This is a genomic window from Pseudoalteromonas shioyasakiensis (genome assembly GCF_001550135.1).
GTDB lineage: Bacteria > Pseudomonadota > Gammaproteobacteria > Enterobacterales > Alteromonadaceae > Pseudoalteromonas > Pseudoalteromonas shioyasakiensis.
Window position 1 is genome coordinate 328,032 of sequence record NZ_LRUE01000005.1, and the last position, 17,339, is coordinate 345,370.

The window sequence follows — 17,339 nt, forward strand, 5'->3', positions numbered from 1 at the left end:
CATGCTTACAATGAACAACATCAGCAAAGTATATCAAACAGATATGGTACAAACGCACGCCCTTCGCGACTTCAACCTACAAGTAGAAGAAGGTGAATTTATTGCCGTAACGGGTCCGAGTGGCTCAGGTAAAACCACCTTTTTAAACATTGCCGGTATGTTGGAGCCGTTTAGCGAAGGCCAATACATGCTAGACGGTATTGATGTGGGTAAATTAAATGACAACCAGCGCGCAGATCTCCGTAATCAAAAAATTGGTTTTATTTTCCAAGGCTTCAACCTTATTCCAGATTTGAACTTGTATGAAAATATTGAAGTACCACTGCGTTATCGCGGTATCAAAGCTGCTGAGCGTAAACGCCGAATTGAACAATGCCTTGAGCAAGTTGGTTTAGCCTCACGCGCTAAACACTTACCGCAACAACTTTCTGGTGGTCAACAGCAACGTGTGGCCATTGCAAGAGCCCTTGCAGGTGAACCACGCTTTTTACTCGCCGATGAGCCAACTGGTAATTTAGATAGCCTAATGGCGCGTCAGGTAATGGAGCTGCTTGAGCAAATCAACCGTGATGGCGCAACCATCATCATGGTAACCCATGATCCAGAGCTTGCCCGCAGAGCACCTCGTAATATCCAAGTTGTTGATGGCCAACTCGCAGACTTCACTTTGTATCAAGGCACCCAAAACCTTAAAGCGGCTGGAGTGTAACCATGTTCCTTCATTATTTAGATTTAAGCTGGCGCAGCTTTAAGCGCACGCCACTAGTAAGCTTTTTAATGGTGCTGGCTATTGCCATTGGTATTGGCGTAACCATGACAAGTTTATCTGTGTATCACATGATGTCGGCAGACCCTATTCCTGAAAAAAGTAGCGATCTTTATTCTGTGCAGTTACAAACCATGGATGAAGGCCGTACGTGGTGGACAGTCGATAACATGCCACTGCAATTAACCTATCAAGATGCGGTTAATCTTAACCAGGCCAAAGCTGGTGGCAAACGTGTCACTATGGTTAGAACGGGTTTTTCGGTTTATTTAGACTCAGATAAAGTTAAACCTTTTATTGGTCAAGCCCGTCTAACCACCCCTGATTTTTTCGATATGTTTAACCTATCGTTTATTTATGGTGGGGTTTGGAGCGCGCAACAAGAAGCCGACGCAGCACCTGTTGTAGTGATCAATAAAGAATTAAACGACAAGCTCTTTGCTGGTGAAAACCCGGTAGGCAAAATGGTGTACCTTGATGATGCAAGTTACGAAGTTATTGGCGTGATTGATGATTGGGATATCACCACCAAATATTATGATCTGAACAACGGTGCATTTAATAAGACCGAACAACTGTTTTTACCATTTAGCCTAATGAAAGCACGCCAGCTTGAAAACTGGGGTAATACCAATGGTTGGAAGCACGAAAAAACCAATACCTTTAATGACAAGCTCAATTCAGAAATGGTGTGGTTACAGTTTTGGGTTGAACTAAAAACACCTGCAGAAAAGCAAGCTTACCAAGACTTTTTAATGGCCTATATGCAAGAACAACAGAAGCTAGGTCGTTTTAACCGTGAAAAATTAACCGCCACCCTACGTGATGTAAATGAGTGGATGAAGTACAACAATGTTGTCAGCGAAGACAACGAAATTCTGGTTGGCCTAAGCTTTATGTTTTTAGCGGTATGCCTTGCCAACATCTTAGGCTTGTTACTTGCGAAATTTTTACGTCGCGCTCCGGAGGTCGGTGTACGCCGTGCATTAGGTGCCAGTAAACGCCAAATATTCTTTCAACATATTGTTGAGGTAGCCATGTTAGGTTTCTTAGGTGGCATCTTCGGAATTATTTTGGCGCAAGTGGGGTTATTAGGCGTACGTCAAAGCTATAGCTACTACCAAAGCTTAGCCACAATGGACTTGAGCATGTTACTCAGCGCACCTGTGATTGCAATTAGCACCTGTGTTATAGCGGGTCTGTATCCTGCTTGGCTGGTGTGTAAAACCAACCCTGCTATTTACCTTAAGAGCCAATAAGGAAGACACCATGTTAGAAATCAAACCTATCTTTCACGCCTTATGCCGCTCAAAAGTTGGCGCTATTTTATTACTGATCCAAATTGCCATCACCACTGCAATTGTTAGTAACGCGGCGTTTATTATTCAAGACAGAATTAGCTATTTAAGCCAAGAAACAGGCTACCCTGAACAAGACATTTTTGTTTTTAATGTCATGATGTTTGGCAAAGATGTGTCGCCGTCTCAGCAATATGAGCTTGATGAAGCCATGCTTCGTCAAATACCTGGGGTAGTCGATGCTGCTTATTCGAGTAACACACCGCTTTCGGGCAGTGGTTCTTCGTCAGATTTTAGTTTAAAGCCAGCACCTGAAGAGAGTAAATCAGCACGTAGCTCTTACATGTTTATCGATGAGCATGGCATCAATACCTATGGTGTAAAACTCATTGCTGGGCGCAATTACACCGAAGATGAAGTGATTGTCACCGATAACTATGATGAGCTTTCAAAAGTAACGGTTGTCACTAAAACTCTACTCGATGAGTTGTTCCCTGACGGCAATGGTTTAGGGCAAACAGTCTATTTTGGTGATATTCCAATGAAAATAATTGGTGTAATTGATCTTATGAAGGGCCCATGGCTTAAAGACAGCCGCCCAGATAACGTAGCACTGCTGCCTTTTATTAAGCCTGGTACAAATGCACGCTTTGTGGTTAGAACAGAGCCTGGTCAACGTCAATCGGTCATGAACCGTGTTGAAGAAGCCATGCTGAAAAACTACAACAAACGTGTTATTTCTCGCATTCGTGGCTTAGATGACGATAAAGAGTCATACATGGCTGAAGATACATTAATGATGCGCATGCTGATTGTACTTATTACTATTTTAGTGTTGGTGACGGCCCTGGGTATTTTCGGCCTAACGCTGTTCAATATTAGTAAGCGTACTAAACAAATAGGCACTCGCCGCGCTTTAGGCGCCAGAAAATCGGCCATTATCAGCTACTTCTTAGTTGAAAACGCCATGATATGCATAGTTGGTTTAGTGATTGGTGTGATTGCTGCCGTGTATTTAGGACAATTACTGATGCAGCACTTTTCAATTGCTCAGCTTGATATTAGCTACGTGCTTGCTACGGCGCTGGCAGTGTTCGTTATGAGTTTATTAGCAGTACTTGCCCCTGCAAAACGGGCGGCGAATATCTCACCGAGCATTGCAACTCGAACAATTTAGTTCTCCCAACCTATGCTACACTGGATTAACAGTGTAGCATTCATCTTGCACCCTTATTAGGAAAATAACTAAAACAAAAATATGGAAAAAATACTTATCGTCGACGATAACCCAGCCATTTTGGATGCATTGTCGTTATTACTCGAAATTCACGGTTTTGATGTTGTTACAGCAAGTAACCCTTTCGAGGCAATTCAGGCCGTACAATACCAACGTATTGCGCTTGTTATTCAAGACATGAATTTCACCGCCGACACCACTTCAGGCGAAGAGGGCAAAGAACTTTTTTATGCCTTAAGAGACATTAATCCTCACCTACCGATTATTTTGATCACCGCATGGACAGAGCTTTCTACTGCCGTTGAACTTGTCAAAGCTGGGGCTGCTGATTATTTACCAAAACCATGGGACGACGCCAAGCTACTTACTTGTGTAAATAACCTAATCGAGCTGGGTAAAGCAAAACAACAAAACGAAACCTTTAACCGCCACCAGCAAGAACGTGACGCATCTGTACAACAAGCAAATTTAGTAGGCTTGGTTTATAAAAGTACCGCTATGGAGCACATTGTTAATCTTGCGATTCAAGTGGCTAAATCAGATATTTCAGTGTTGATCACAGGCCCTAACGGCAGTGGTAAAGAGCGCATTGCGCAAATAATACAGGCCAATTCATTATTAGCAGATAAACCTTTTATCACTGTTAATGCGGGTGCTTTACCAAGCGAGCTTATTGAGGCTGAATTATTTGGTGCCGAAGCGGGCGCATATACAGGTATTACTAAACAGCGTATTGGTCGTTTTGAAGCGGCCAATGGTGGCACCCTATTTTTAGACGAAATTGGTAACTTACCACTTTCTGGGCAAATGAAATTATTACGCATTTTACAAACTGGTGAATTTGAACGTTTAGGCTCAACACAAACACGTAAAGTGAATGTGCGGGTGATTTCAGCAACTAATGAAGATTTAAACCATGCAATTAAAACAGGTCAATTTCGTGAAGACCTTTACTACCGCTTAAATGTAATTGAGTTAAATTTGCCAAGCCTTGCCCATCGCCCCGATGATATTTTAGCTTTGGTTGCACACTTTTTACCTGAGCGCACACTGTCACTAAGTACAGAAAAAGCCCTGCTCGCCCATAGCTGGCCGGGTAATGTTCGTGAGCTTGAAAATGCCTGTAAACGTGCTGCAGTTTTAAAACCCACAGGGGTGATTGAGCTTGCTGATTTTGGCTTACAAGTTGAAACAAACACCCCAACACAAACAAGAGTTGAGCCTAACAAACAAGAGATCGAACTTGCCATGCGTGAGTACAAAGGTGTGATTGCTAAAGTGGCTCGCCATTTTGGCTTAAGCCGCCAAGCGCTTTATCGCAGACTTGATAAATTTAAGATTGAATACTAATGCGTTTTTCGTTTCGATATAAAATCATAACCTTATGTATTGCAGCATCTGCATTGCCGCTTGTGTTGGTGTGTTATTTTGCGGGCATCAGCTTGCTTTACAGCCTATTAGCCCTACTCGCTTGCACCTTGATCAGCGGATTCTTTGCCGCGCAATTATCAGCTCCGCTCATTGATGGTATGAACTCACTCGAAACCGGGCTGCTTAATTTTAAAGATGGTGAGCTGGCTACATTATTAGCTTATGATGGCAGCGATGAACTTGGTGATTTATGCCGGCTTTATAACCAAACCGCAAAACAGCTTCGCCAAGAAAAACAATGGATTTATCAGCGTGAGTTGATGCTCGACAAAGTACTGCAAAGCTCGCCACAAGCCGTGCTTTTGACCAACGACCAAGGCTTTATTGTTTATAGCAACCACAGTGCCCGCAGCTTACTCGATGCTAAATCAGCCCTTGAAGGCACCAAGCTTGAAAACTTACTAGATTCAAGCTGCGAGCAATTAACGCGTGCGATTCACAAAGGCGTTGATGGTTTATTTACCCTCGACAAAGCAGACCAAGAATCACAAACTTGGCATATGGCAACAGGCCGATTATTACTTAATAATCAGTTTCATCAACTGTATGTTTTTAAACAGCTGACTCGCGAGCTAAGCCGCCAAGAAGTAGAGGTATGGAAAAAAGTTATTCGTATCATTAGCCATGAGCTTAACAACTCCCTAGGGCCAATGTCGTCGATGCTTCATAGCGCGCAACTATTAACGAAAGAAGTCGATGAACCACGTTTAAAACGGGTATTTACCACCATTGAAGAGCGCATAAAACACCTTAATGAGTTTGTACAAGGCTATGGTAAATTTGCCAAGTTACCCACCCCTCAACTATCAACGATTAACTGGCCGACACTGATTGAGCAATTAAAAAGTCAGTGGCAGGTCAAGGTATCACTTGATGAGCGAGTGACAACTGATGCTGATCACACTCAGCTCGAACAGTTACTTATAAACTTATTAAAAAATGCCTATGAATCGGGTTCAAACCCCGAAGATGTCAGCTTAACTGTGCAACAAGAAGCAAGTGGCACACACATTACGGTGAGTGATAAAGGCAAAGGCATGAGTGAAGCTGTAATGGCAAACGCACTTATTCCCTTTTACTCAACCAAAGCAACAGGCAGTGGCTTAGGGCTAGCACTTTGCAGGGAAATAGTTGAAGCACACCACGGGCAAATTAGCTTGCATAACCGCGAGCAAGGTGGATTAAGCGTCCATGTTTTGCTGCCCTAATAGCCTTTAACACATTCGATATGGATCATGATTAACAAAGAAACCCGTAACATAATATGAGCTTTTGCAATGCTAAGTCGTATCATACTGATTAAATTACCACTTATTTAAACCTCTATGCTAATAAAGCCTTTTCGTTGAAACCTTGCTCATGTAACTTGGCAACGAGTTGTTCAAGCACTTCATCTTTTTGAGGGGCTACAGGCTGTGTTAATAGTAAAGAAGTCACATTCCCAAAACCTGGGTGCTCAAAATCAGGGTTCTCAAGGCCATGTTGTGCTCTTAGCGTTAGCAGCATAAGTGCAGCATAAGGTGTAAATTGCCAGTTCATATTATCGAACTCAAAAAACATCTTACTCGGTGGTGATGCAACCTGAGCGACTTGATCGTCACATAACTGATTTAGATAAGAGGTAACTTTTGTTAAGTCTGTACTATCCCAGTTATCTATAATAGATTGGTAAGCAAAATCATCTACGATCGGTTTTAAAGTATTGTCACCTTTGGCCCTATCAAACAGCAAGATAATAAAATCACCAATATGACTTTTCGAACGGTTTATCCAGTTTTTCATATAACCGTTTTCGAATAATCTATAAAATTGCCGCGCATAATCATACTGATGTAATAAAACAGCTGTAGCTAATTGAAATACACTACCAGGTGAAATAACTCCTTCGTTTTCAACTCCAAAACGAATAAAACAGCGTTTTTGCTTTATATGCGCAATTGCTAATTCATAGTACCCATAATTTAAATAATAACTTAAGTGCTCTGCATCAATTACGCTGTCCTTAACTAAACTAGCTTGTGCAATATTTTCGTAAATTTTACATTGGCCTGACAGTTCAATATTAAGCTTTTCCCAAGGAGCAAAAGGTAATCGCTCATTAGAAAACTCTTCTCCCTGGGTTTTACCATGCTCAATATAGTGAGTAATTCTAACAATATTATCCTCAAAGATATTTTTATACTTTTCCGGGCCTTTGATTGCACGCTTACGCTTTCGTAAAAATTTTTCTAATTTTTTATTCATTATTAACATGTCACTGCTTTTTTGATGAGTAATAATAAACTTTATTTTTCATACAACTAGCATTTTTTATTATGATAAAATCTCACATTATACTTAGAATTTTTAAGATGTTATGGATATCAATAGTTTAAAAGAAGCACAGCTGTCGCTCTCTAAAAAAGTAAGAGCATCCGATGAAAAGCAGTGTGTTAAGACAATTGCTGGTGTCGATGTTGCTTATAACGAACAATCATCTGAAGTTGTTGGCGCAATTACGGTACTGAATGCTGATACATTAAAAGTACTTGAAGTACAAACTAGTATTGAGCCCATCAGCTTTCCTTATATACCAGGGCTATTTTCATTTCGTGAAGTGCCACCGCTTTTAAATGCATATAACAAACTGACCATAACACCTGATTTAATTGTTTGCGATGGCCATGGCCTTGCACATCCACGGCGTTTTGGTCTTGCTTGCCACTTGGGTGTCATATTAGATATCCCCACCATAGGTTGCGGAAAAACCAAGTTATTAGGCGAGTTTAATGAACTTGCAGAGCACCGCGGCGCAACGGCAGATTTATTAGATAACGACGAAGTTATTGGCAAAGTGTTACGCACACAAGATAACATTAAACCCGTTTATGTATCTATTGGCCATAAAGTATCACTAGATACAGCAGTTGGGTGGGTCCTCAAGCTAACGCCTAAATACCGACTTCCCGAGACAACACGTCAAGCTGATCAAATCAACTGGTAAATAAAACTTTAAAAGAACATAGAGAAAAGACTTATGAAAAACATAAATCTTAACTCATTAATAAAGCTTAAGTTTGTATAATATTTTTACCTTCTTAAAATTATCATTTCTAAAAGAAATGACCTCATCTAATGTTAAATTAACTAAATGGTGAAAGCTTAGCTCTTCTAGCTCCAGCCAAGCATGTTTTTTCAGCTCGTATAAAACACCCCAGCTAATATTTGAAACTAAAAGCCTATTAACTGGGAACTCTAACAGCGACGGCAGTAATTCTGAAAATGTTATATCCGTTACGTCTTGTAGGCTAAGCTCTATAACATTATCAGAAAGCAATTTTTTTATATCGCTAAAACTCGTGATTTTTAGCGGTGAGTCATCAACCTTAGCATTCAAAGAAAAGATATCGTCAATACTCTTATAGATATATACCACGAAGCTTATTCTCTTTATTAAATGATAACTTTAAACTTCTTTTATCCTCTGCTTGAACCTTCACTTTGTAATAAGACAACACTGAAGGCTCATTCCATATATATTCATACTGAATAGGACCGGCGCCATAAATTAATTCAGAATAACAATCATGCTTTTGAAAATGTTGAGACAAACCATCTAATTCCCACCCTTCAATAATACAACGTACATCACACACCCAGCCGTAAGCAACCTCATAGACAACACCATTAAAAGGCTTACCTTCATGAAAAAGCTGTAAGTTTCCATCCCATTCTTCATCAATGATGCTATCTAATAACTCAAGCCCTTTAATATCGATATAAGGGAAATTGTAATCTCCCAATATTTCGCCATTAAAAAATTGCTTTTTGCTAACAACAACCCCACTTTCAGCATAAATAGCAACGCCCGTAAAGGGCGCTCCTTTGAAAAAGTAGGTATTTTCCCGTTTTTCTAGCGCATCAGACACAACAAGTGGTGGAGCTTCACATTTCATTTAATAACCAACCCAGCAGAAATTTGAACATGCATTTTATTTTAAAGTTGTGCTTAACTAAGCAAATGGATACAAAAAAAGCCGCAATCAGCGGCTTCTTTCTACACTAAATATAATTATTCAGCGTCTTTTTCTTTGTACTTTGCAGCTGTTTCAGTGATTAGTGGCTGTAATTCACCACGTTGAAACATTTCGATGATAATGTCACAACCACCGATAAGCTCGCCTTCTACCCATAGTTGTGGGAAAGTTGGCCAGTTTGCGTATGCAGGTAACTCTGCACGGATATCTGGGTTAAGTAGAATGTCAACGTAAGCAAACTGCTCACCACACGCCATAAGTGCTTGTGATGCTTGTGAAGAAAAACCACAGTTAGGTAACTTTGGTGATCCTTTCATGTAAAGAAGGATAGGATTTTCAGAAATTTGCTGTTTAATTTTATCGATGGTTTCCATTTACAACCTCAAAAAAGACATTGGCTTACTACATTGGCCTTGAAAAAGTTTCACTGTGGCCTCAGATATATAACTTAAAATCGGCATTCGTAGCCACAATTTTAAATAGTCTTTAGCAATAGCATTGCTGTTTGCTAAAACTTGAGTAAAATACTCAACAATTATAGTAACACTATAATACCACTTGGTATAGGGAAGTACGCGGTTTACCTTGCTATTACCTATAACTGAGTGGACTATCAACCAAGAAGATGGAGATAAAAAATGGCATTTGAACTACCGTCACTACCATACGCAATCGATGCATTAGAGCCACATATTTCAAAAGAGACTCTAGAGTTTCACCACGGTAAACACCACAACACTTACGTTGTGAAATTAAACGGTCTGATCCCAGGCACAGAATTCGAAAACAAATCTCTAGAAGAAATCGTATGTTCTTCAGAAGGTGGCGTATTTAACAATGCTGCACAAATCTGGAACCACACGTTCTACTGGAACAGCCTATCTCCAAACGGCGGTGGCGAGCCTACAGGCGCAATCGCTGACGCGATCAACGCTAAATGGGGTTCTTTCGAGGCATTCAAAGAAGCGTTAAACGACAAAGCAGTAAACAACTTCGGTTCAAGCTGGACTTGGTTAGTTAAACTAGCTGACGGCACACTTGATATCGTTAACACATCAAATGCTGCAACGCCTTTAACTGATGAAGGTGTTACTCCAATCCTAACTGTGGATCTTTGGGAACACGCTTACTACATCGATTACCGTAACGTTCGTCCAGATTACCTAAAAGGTTTCTGGGCTTTAGTTAACTGGGACTTCGCGAACGCTAACTTCGCTTAATCTTCTGTTACACACAGTAATCAAAAAAAGACGCTTCGGCGTCTTTTTTATTGCCAGTGCACGCCCCTTCTAAGTCGCAGCCAAGCCCTCAGCCAAAAAGCGTAATCAAGATGAGCTTTTTTCAATTAAATTCTTAATTTTCTTGCGCAAAAATTCAAAATCGTGACTAAGCTTTAATTAGCCTTTGCTTTTCTCTTAATCTAATTACACGTCATTTTAGCGGGTTTTCGGAGGTCTCTATGAGTATTTTTGAGCATTACCAATCACGATACGAAGCAGCGCAAGAAGAAGAATACAGTATTGAGGAATTTCTCGAGATCTGTAAGAAGGATAAATCAGCTTATGCCAGCGCACCTGAACGGCTACTGATGGCCATTGGTGAGCCGGAGATTATCGACACATCAACCGATGCGCGCTTAAGCAGGCTGTTTTCTAATCGCGTAGTTGCACGCTACCCTGCATTTCACGATTTTTATGGTATGGAAGATGCCATTGAACAAATTGTCTCTTATTTAAAACATGCTGCGCAAGGCTTAGAAGAATGTAAGCAAGTACTGTATTTACTTGGCCCAGTAGGTGGCGGTAAATCATCTATTGCTGAAAAGCTAAAATACTTAATGCAGCAGGTACCTATTTACTCAATCAAAGGCTCGCCTGTTAACGACCACCCTTTAGCGTTATTTGACCCAAATGAAGACGCAGAGCTTTTAGAAAAAGAATACGGCATTAAACCGCGTTATTTAAAAACCGTGATGTCACCATGGGCTGCAAAACGCTTAAGTGAATTTAATGGTGATATTAGCCAATTTAGAGTGGTTAAGCGCTTCCCATCTATTTTAAATCAAGTCGCGATTGCGAAAACCGAGCCCGGCGATGAAAACAATCAAGACATTTCAGCGTTAGTTGGTAAGGTAGATATTCGCCAGCTTGAGCACTTTGCACAGAACGACCCTGATGCGTATGCCTACTCAGGTGCACTTTGTTTAGCAAACCAAGGCTTAATGGAATTTGTGGAAATGTTTAAAGCGCCAATCAAGGTGCTACACCCACTGCTTACAGCCACGCAAGAAGGCAATTACAACGGCACAGAAGGCATTAGTGCCCTGCCGTTCAATGGCATGATTTTAGCTCACTCAAATGAATCTGAATGGCAAACATTTAAGAACAACAAAAACAATGAAGCATTTTTAGACCGTGTTTACATCGTCAAAGTGCCTTATTGTTTACGTGTATCTGAAGAAGTTAAAATTTACAACAAACTACTCGAAAACAGTGAATTACATGATGCCCCTTGCGCACCGGGCACATTAAAAACACTGGCTCAATTTACCACCCTTTCGCGTATTAAAGAGCCAGAAAACTCAAGTATCTATTCAAAAATGCGGGTCTATGACGGCGAAAGCTTAAAAGACACCGATCCGAAGGCGAAGTCGTATCAAGAATACCGCGATTACGCAGGTGTTGATGAGGGCATGACAGGGCTTTCTACTCGCTTTGCGTTCAAGATCCTATCGCGGGTATTTAACTTCGATACCACTGAAGTGGCAGCCAACCCAGTGCACTTATTCTATGTTCTTGAACAGCAAATTGAGCGAGAGCAATTTACCGCCGATGTTGAAGAGCGTTACTTAAGCCACTTAAAAGGATACCTCATTCCTCAGTATGTAGAGTTTATCGGGAAAGAGTTACAAACAGCCTATTTAGAATCGTACTCAGAATATGGGCAAAACATCTTTGACCGCTACGTTACTTATGCAGATTTCTGGATCCAAGATCAAGAATACCGTGACCCAGATACCGGCCAGTTATTTGACCGTGCAGCTCTTAACGCAGAACTTGAGAAGATTGAAAAACCTGCGGGTATTTCAAACCCTAAAGATTTCCGTAATGAGATAGTTAATTTCGTACTGCGGGCGCGTGCCCACAACCAAGGCAAGAATCCGCTTTGGACCAGCTACGAAAAACTTCGCACAGTTATTGAGAAGAAAATGTTCTCAAATACCGAAGATCTGCTGCCGGTTATTTCCTTCAATGCGAAAACCTCGGCTGAAGATCAGAAAAAACACGAAGACTTTGTCAATCGTATGGTTGAGAAAGGCTATACCCAAAAACAAGTACGTTTACTTTCTGAATGGTATTTACGCGTTAGAAAATCGCAGTAAAAAACGTTTGTTTTAAGGGGGTTGTTATGGCGCATTTTATTGACCGACGCCTGAATGGAAAAAACAAAAGTACCTTGAATCGTCAACGGTTCATCAGGCGTTATAAAAAACAGATTAAAGAAGCGGTATCTGATGCCATTAATAAGCGCAGCGTAACCGATACCACCAGCGGCGAGAGTATCTCTATTCCGCAGCGTGATATCAGTGAGCCTATTTTTCATCAAGGACGTGGTGGCGACCGTGAACAGATCCACCCAGGCAATGACCAATTCTCTACGGGCGATAAAATCAAGCGCCCGCAAGGAGGCGGTCAAGGTGGTGGTAGCGGCGAAGGTGAAGCCAGTGACTCTGGTGAAGGACAAGACGACTTTGTATTTTCTATTTCAAAAGATGAATACTTAGATTTACTGTTCGAAGATCTTGAACTGCCTAACCTGCAGCAAAACCAGCTCGATAAACTGGTGCAGATGAAAACCCATCGCGCTGGTTTTTGTAACGACGGCATGCCAAGCAATATTGATATTGTTCGCTCACTACAAGGCTCGCTTGCTCGAAGAGTGGCGATGACTGCAGGCAAAAAACGTCACCTTGCAGAGCTTGAGGGTCAGCTCGCTCTGCTACAAGCTGAAGAGCAGCCAGACAAGGCGGCAATTGCTTTACTTGAACGACAAATTGAGAAGCTGCAAAACCGCATTAAAGCAGTGCCATTTATTGATAATTACGACTTACGTTTTCGTAATTATGAAAAGCAACCACACCCAACAAGCAAAGCTGTGATGTTTTGTTTAATGGATGTGTCTGGCTCGATGGATCAAGCAACGAAAGACATGGCAAAACGCTTTTATATTCTGCTTTATCAATTTTTAACTCGTAGCTACAAAAATATAGAGGTTGTTTATATTCGCCATCATACCCAAGCGAAAGAAGTCGATGAGCAAGAGTTTTTCTATTCTCAAGAAACGGGTGGCACCATAGTATCAAGTGCATTAAAACTGATGAACGAAATCATCGCCGAGCGCTATAACCCAGAAGAGTGGAATATTTACGCAGCGCAAGCCTCTGATGGCGATAACTGGGCTGATGATTCGCCAAACTGTGGCGAAATTTTACGTAATAAACTGTTAAAGGCGGTGCGCTATTACGCCTATATCGAAATTACTGCCCGTGCTCATCAAAGTTTATGGCGAGAGTATCAATCAATAGTGCAAACCCACGACAATTTTGCCATGCAACACATTCGTGGCGTTGAGGACATTTACCCTATTTTCCGTGAATTATTTAAAAAGAATCGTCAGCAGCAAGGCGCCGCATAGCCTTGCCAGTGAGGTAAAGTATGGCCGATAAACGTATTAGCGACGGTCCTGATTGGACATTTGATCTATTAGCAGAGTATCAAACTGAAATTGAACGGGTAGCGAAAATTTATAAACTCGATACCTACCCGAATCAAATAGAGGTGATCACTGCTGAACAAATGATGGATGCCTATTCGAGTGTGGGAATGCCAATTGGCTACAGCCACTGGTCGTATGGTAAAAAATTCATTCAAACAGAGCAAAACTATAAGCGAGGGCAAATGGGCCTCGCTTATGAAATTGTTATTAACTCAGACCCGTGTATTGCTTATTTAATGGAAGAAAACACACTGCCAATGCAAGCCTTGGTAATGGCCCACGCCTGCTATGGTCACAACTCATTTTTTAAAGGCAATTACTTATTTAAAACCTGGACTGATGCCAGCTCAATTATCGATTACTTATTATTTGCCAAAAATTACATTGCCAAGTGCGAAGAGAAATACGGTATTACCGAGGTCGAAAACCTGATTGATTCATGCCATGCGTTAATGAATTATGGTGTTGACCGCTACAAACGCCCGCAACGTATTTCACTTTTTGAAGAACAAAAACGCCAACAAGAACGTGAAGACTACTTACAATCACAAGTCAACGAGTTGTGGCGCACAATCCCTACTTCGCAGCAAGAGTCGAAAAAGCGTGAGCGCCGTTTTCCAGAGGAGCCACAAGAAAACATTTTGTACTTCATCGAAAAAAATGCGCCGCTGCTAGAGTCATGGCAACGAGAAATAATTCGAATTGTGCGTAAAATTTCGCAATATTTTTACCCACAAAAACAAACTCAAGTGATGAATGAGGGCTGGGCTACGTTTTGGCATTACACCATTTTGAACCACCTGTACGATGAAGGTAAGCTCACCGATGCCTTTATGCTCGAGTTTTTACAAAGTCACACCAATGTGGTGTATCAACCGCCCTACAACAGCAATTATTATTCAGGGATCAACCCCTATGCTCTTGGCTTTAACATGATGGTTGATATTCGCCGTATTTGTGAAAACCCAACAGAAGAAGACAAAAAATGGTTTCCGGAGTATGCCGGCAGCGATTGGTTAGATACCCTGCATTTTGCAATGCAAAACTTTAAAGACGAGAGCTTTATTAGCCAGTTTTTATCGCCAAAAATTATTCGTGATTTTAAGTTGTTTACCATTATTGATCATGAAAAAGAGCCGACCCTCAATGTCGGTGCCATCCATGATGAAATGGGCTATCACCAGGTTCGTGAAACCTTATCGGCACAATACAATCTAAGTAATCACGAACCAAATATTCAAGTCTATAATGTTGATATTAGAGGAGATCGTTCACTTACTCTGCGTTATGTACCGCATAACAATATTCCGTTAGCTAAATCAAAAGATGAAGTGTTAAAACACCTTTACAGGCTATGGGGCTTTAAGGTAAAACTGGAACAAGAAACCGCAACAGGTGAAGTTTCATTATTGGGTGAATGCCCAAGCAGTGATACCCGACACACAACAGAGTAGCCAAAAATGAATAAAAAAATACTGGTGATCATCGACTCTACAGCCGATGCTAAAACGTCTATATTACATGCAAAGCAAAAAGCCAAAGGCGTGAAGCATATTGATATTGTTGCTTTTAGCTACGAAGACACCAATAACATTTTATTCTCTATTCCACCTGATGAAGCGCTCGCTATTCAAGACAAAGAGCTCGCTAAAGTCCGTGCAGCACTTGCTCCACTTATCAGTGAGCATTTAGATGATGGTAGCTATACTTTGCAAACCCTGTGGCATGAAAGCCCAGTACAGTGGCTAGCCAATGAGCTTGATACGTCAGACTATGAAATGGTGATTAAAACTCGCCACATCGACGAAGAAACGCAATTTACAGAGCTAGACTGGCAGCTTATTCGCTTTAGTCCACTACCGCTTTATTTGGCCGCCGATAACAAGTGGCGTAACAATACCAATGTACTGGCAGCCCTTGATTTAGGCAGCGAAAAGGCGACTAAATACTGTTTAAACGAAGCAATTATCAAAGCAGGCTTAGCCTATGCTAAAGACTACGACAGCGAGTTTTACGCTTGTTATACCGTACATGTATCGCCGTTTTTACGTGATTTAGGCATTGTATTTTCAGATGAGCAAGTGATTAACGCCTTTGAAAAGCTACCCGTAGCACAGCGTACCTTAATCGAAGCCCACGACTTAAAAGACAAGCTTAAAATCAAAGCCGGTGTCGTTGAGCAAGTGATCCCAAGTGTTGCAGCTAAATTAAATGCAGACTTAGTGATTATGGGGTCGGTGGGTAATACAGGTATTAAAGGTCATTTAATTGGTAATACTGCCGAAAAAGTCATGAAGCTACTTAAAACAGATATTCTTGTTCTACCGCCACTCGGGGTTTAACCCGCAAACTTAATCGGATTGTTATAAAAAAGGGGCTTATTAGCCCAATGCCAGTCAGTTAAGCTGACTGGCATTTCTTTTTTTATGTGGGTACTTTGATGGCTTAGGCTTTATCGCTCTTGGGTATCGCCTATCTTCTCTTCTAGGTGGCAGTTTAAATAGTCTCAGCGTACCTAACAGATGCTCCCAGTGAATTGGAATATTACCGGGGCTCATAATTGATATTGATGAAAAGTATTGAATAACTGCCATCGAGCAGCTTGAGAAACTGAGTTGGTTAGGCCATATTCCTTCAGCTTTTGCTGCTAGGGTCATCAACCTTCGAATTAAATTGTATGCGAGGAGGATCCCCCATAGCTCCTGTCTAACCATATCAGGGCGCTTACTCCGAAGGTGGTATGTGCTATCTAGCATTGTTTGCTTTATTTCTCGATACCCTAATTCTATTTCCCAGCGATGGCTGTATAAATCAACTATTTCGCTACTTGGAAAACGAAGTCTATCTACCATCGAGGTTAATATTCGGTAATTTTTACCTTTTATGGTTTTACTAACCAGTCTTGCTTTAATAACTTCGGGAACATCGGGGAAATTCTTTTGCGCATGCTTAGTGGTTTTGAGCTCAATTATCAGGTCATTGTTACCAACCTTAGAAACGACTTCGTATTGTAAATCAGGTCTTGCAGGTATTAGCCAATGCCTTTCTTCTCCAGTGCTGTGCCATCGATTTAACAAGCCCAGTGAATAGTACCCTTTATCAAACATGGTCAACGAGTGGTTAGGTGTACGCTCAATCAGTCGTTCAGCAAGCTTCATTTCATTCGTCTTATAGTTATCAAACTCACTGCTTATCAGTTGGTGGCTGGTGAGTTCCATATGACAAACCATGCGAATTTGTGGGAATCCTGTATCACCATATTGGTTGCTAGCCGATGAGAATGCTTCACGATTCTCATCTGAATCGGCCGTACGCCAAACAACACCATCAACCGCTAATAAATTTAACCCAGCCCACGTGTCAAACTCTTCTGTATGGTACATATTATCAGCAGCTTTATTAAAGACTTGCTTAACGGGGTCATCACCTAATCGCTGGCGAGCTTGAACCATGGCACTCGGGGCGACTAACTGATTTTTGCCAGGCAGCATAATGTCTAGTTTATTCGCAATATTCCAGACAGATTCTTTACGAAATAATGCCATGCCAATAACAGACCAAAGCACAGCTTCTAAAGGCAACCTGCGCTTTCTAACTGTGGCTACTCCAGCTTGTTGAAAGCCTTGTTCAATCAGGTCAGAAGATAAAATTTCAGATAATTTTTCAAACGTGTGATAACGAGTGCTTTCTTCGAAAGCAGAATGAAGAGCTTGTTCTATATTCACAAAAAAATCCGTAGTTAGTTGCCTAACTACGGATTGTGCATGATCATTCTGATCGGTCAACTGATCAACTTCTTAACTGATCAGCATTAG

16 protein-coding genes are annotated in these 17,339 nt (G+C 41.2%); 11 read left to right on the forward strand and 5 right to left on the reverse strand.

Annotated elements, in window-relative coordinates; translation table 11 throughout:
• Position 1 precedes the first annotated feature (1 nt).
• The 5 genes from PASHI_RS03255 to PASHI_RS03275 all read left to right on the forward strand — a co-directional run bounded on the left by PASHI_RS03255 (position 2) and on the right by PASHI_RS03275 (position 5,940).
• Positions 2-709 (forward strand): ABC transporter ATP-binding protein, encoded by a 708-nt coding sequence (locus PASHI_RS03255; protein ID WP_054551528.1) that lies wholly within the window; start codon positions 2-4, stop codon positions 707-709.
• A gap of 2 nt (positions 710-711) precedes the next feature.
• Positions 712-2,025 (forward strand): ABC transporter permease, encoded by a 1,314-nt coding sequence (locus PASHI_RS03260; protein WP_062564569.1) that lies wholly within the window; start codon positions 712-714, stop codon positions 2,023-2,025.
• A gap of 10 nt (positions 2,026-2,035) precedes the next feature.
• Positions 2,036-3,241: an ABC transporter permease gene (locus PASHI_RS03265; RefSeq protein WP_062564570.1), complete on the forward strand. Its 1,206-nt coding sequence runs from the start codon at positions 2,036-2,038 to the stop codon at positions 3,239-3,241.
• Between the two features lie 81 nt (positions 3,242-3,322).
• Positions 3,323-4,651 (forward strand): sigma-54-dependent transcriptional regulator, encoded by a 1,329-nt coding sequence (locus PASHI_RS03270; protein WP_062564571.1) that lies wholly within the window; start codon positions 3,323-3,325, stop codon positions 4,649-4,651.
• Complete coding sequence (locus PASHI_RS03275; RefSeq protein ID WP_062564572.1) at positions 4,651-5,940, forward strand: sensor histidine kinase; 1,290 nt, start codon at positions 4,651-4,653, stop codon at positions 5,938-5,940. Before PASHI_RS03270 ends, PASHI_RS03275 begins: the two co-directional genes overlap by 1 nt.
• A gap of 115 nt (positions 5,941-6,055) precedes the next feature.
• Here PASHI_RS03275 and PASHI_RS03280 read toward each other — a convergent pair whose 3' ends face one another.
• Positions 6,056-6,985: a hypothetical protein gene (locus PASHI_RS03280; protein ID WP_062564573.1), complete on the reverse strand. Its 930-nt coding sequence runs from the start codon at positions 6,983-6,985 to the stop codon at positions 6,056-6,058.
• Between the two features lie 103 nt (positions 6,986-7,088).
• On the opposite strand from PASHI_RS03280, the gene nfi reads away from it, so the two are divergent.
• Entirely contained in the window at positions 7,089-7,715 is a 627-nt protein-coding gene (gene nfi / locus PASHI_RS03285) for a deoxyribonuclease V (RefSeq protein ID WP_062564574.1), read from the forward strand.
• 57 nt (positions 7,716-7,772) lie between these two features.
• Here the strand turns inward: nfi and PASHI_RS03290 are convergent, their stop codons facing one another.
• From PASHI_RS03290 to PASHI_RS03300, 3 genes are all read right to left on the reverse strand, one after another.
• Positions 7,773-8,147, reverse strand: a complete 375-nt coding sequence (locus PASHI_RS03290) for a hypothetical protein (RefSeq protein ID WP_062564575.1) — start codon at positions 8,145-8,147, stop codon at positions 7,773-7,775.
• Complete coding sequence (locus PASHI_RS03295; protein ID WP_062564576.1) at positions 8,131-8,667, reverse strand: hypothetical protein; 537 nt, start codon at positions 8,665-8,667, stop codon at positions 8,131-8,133. Before PASHI_RS03295 ends, PASHI_RS03290 begins: the two co-directional genes overlap by 17 nt.
• Before the next feature lie 116 nt (positions 8,668-8,783).
• Positions 8,784-9,122 carry a Grx4 family monothiol glutaredoxin gene (locus PASHI_RS03300; protein WP_054551536.1) on the reverse strand — a complete coding sequence of 113 codons (339 nt, stop codon included), beginning with the start codon at positions 9,120-9,122 and terminating at the stop codon, positions 8,784-8,786.
• A 264-nt stretch (positions 9,123-9,386) separates the two neighbouring features.
• On the opposite strand from PASHI_RS03300, the gene PASHI_RS03305 reads away from it, so the two are divergent.
• From PASHI_RS03305 to PASHI_RS03325, 5 genes are all read left to right on the forward strand, one after another.
• The gene (locus tag PASHI_RS03305) at positions 9,387-9,968 is read left to right on the forward strand and encodes a superoxide dismutase (RefSeq protein WP_062564577.1); all 582 of its coding nucleotides are present in this window, start codon (positions 9,387-9,389) and stop codon (positions 9,966-9,968) included.
• A 239-nt stretch (positions 9,969-10,207) separates the two neighbouring features.
• Positions 10,208-12,130, forward strand: coding sequence for a PrkA family serine protein kinase (locus PASHI_RS03310; RefSeq protein WP_054551538.1), 1,923 nt, complete (start codon positions 10,208-10,210; stop codon positions 12,128-12,130).
• Between the two features lie 26 nt (positions 12,131-12,156).
• A complete protein-coding gene (locus PASHI_RS03315; RefSeq protein ID WP_062564578.1) occupies positions 12,157-13,443 on the forward strand; it encodes a YeaH/YhbH family protein in 1,287 nt (428 codons plus the stop codon).
• Between the two features lie 20 nt (positions 13,444-13,463).
• Entirely contained in the window at positions 13,464-14,978 is a 1,515-nt protein-coding gene (locus PASHI_RS03320) for a SpoVR family protein (protein ID WP_062564579.1), read from the forward strand.
• A gap of 6 nt (positions 14,979-14,984) precedes the next feature.
• The gene (locus PASHI_RS03325; RefSeq protein WP_062564580.1) at positions 14,985-15,866 is read left to right on the forward strand and encodes a universal stress protein; all 882 of its coding nucleotides are present in this window, start codon (positions 14,985-14,987) and stop codon (positions 15,864-15,866) included.
• Positions 15,867-15,920: 54 nt separating this feature from the next.
• Here the strand turns inward: PASHI_RS03325 and PASHI_RS03330 are convergent, their stop codons facing one another.
• The gene (locus tag PASHI_RS03330; RefSeq protein ID WP_062564240.1) at positions 15,921-17,249 is read right to left on the reverse strand and encodes an IS4 family transposase; all 1,329 of its coding nucleotides are present in this window, start codon (positions 17,247-17,249) and stop codon (positions 15,921-15,923) included.
• Positions 17,250-17,339: the final 90 nt, after the last annotated feature.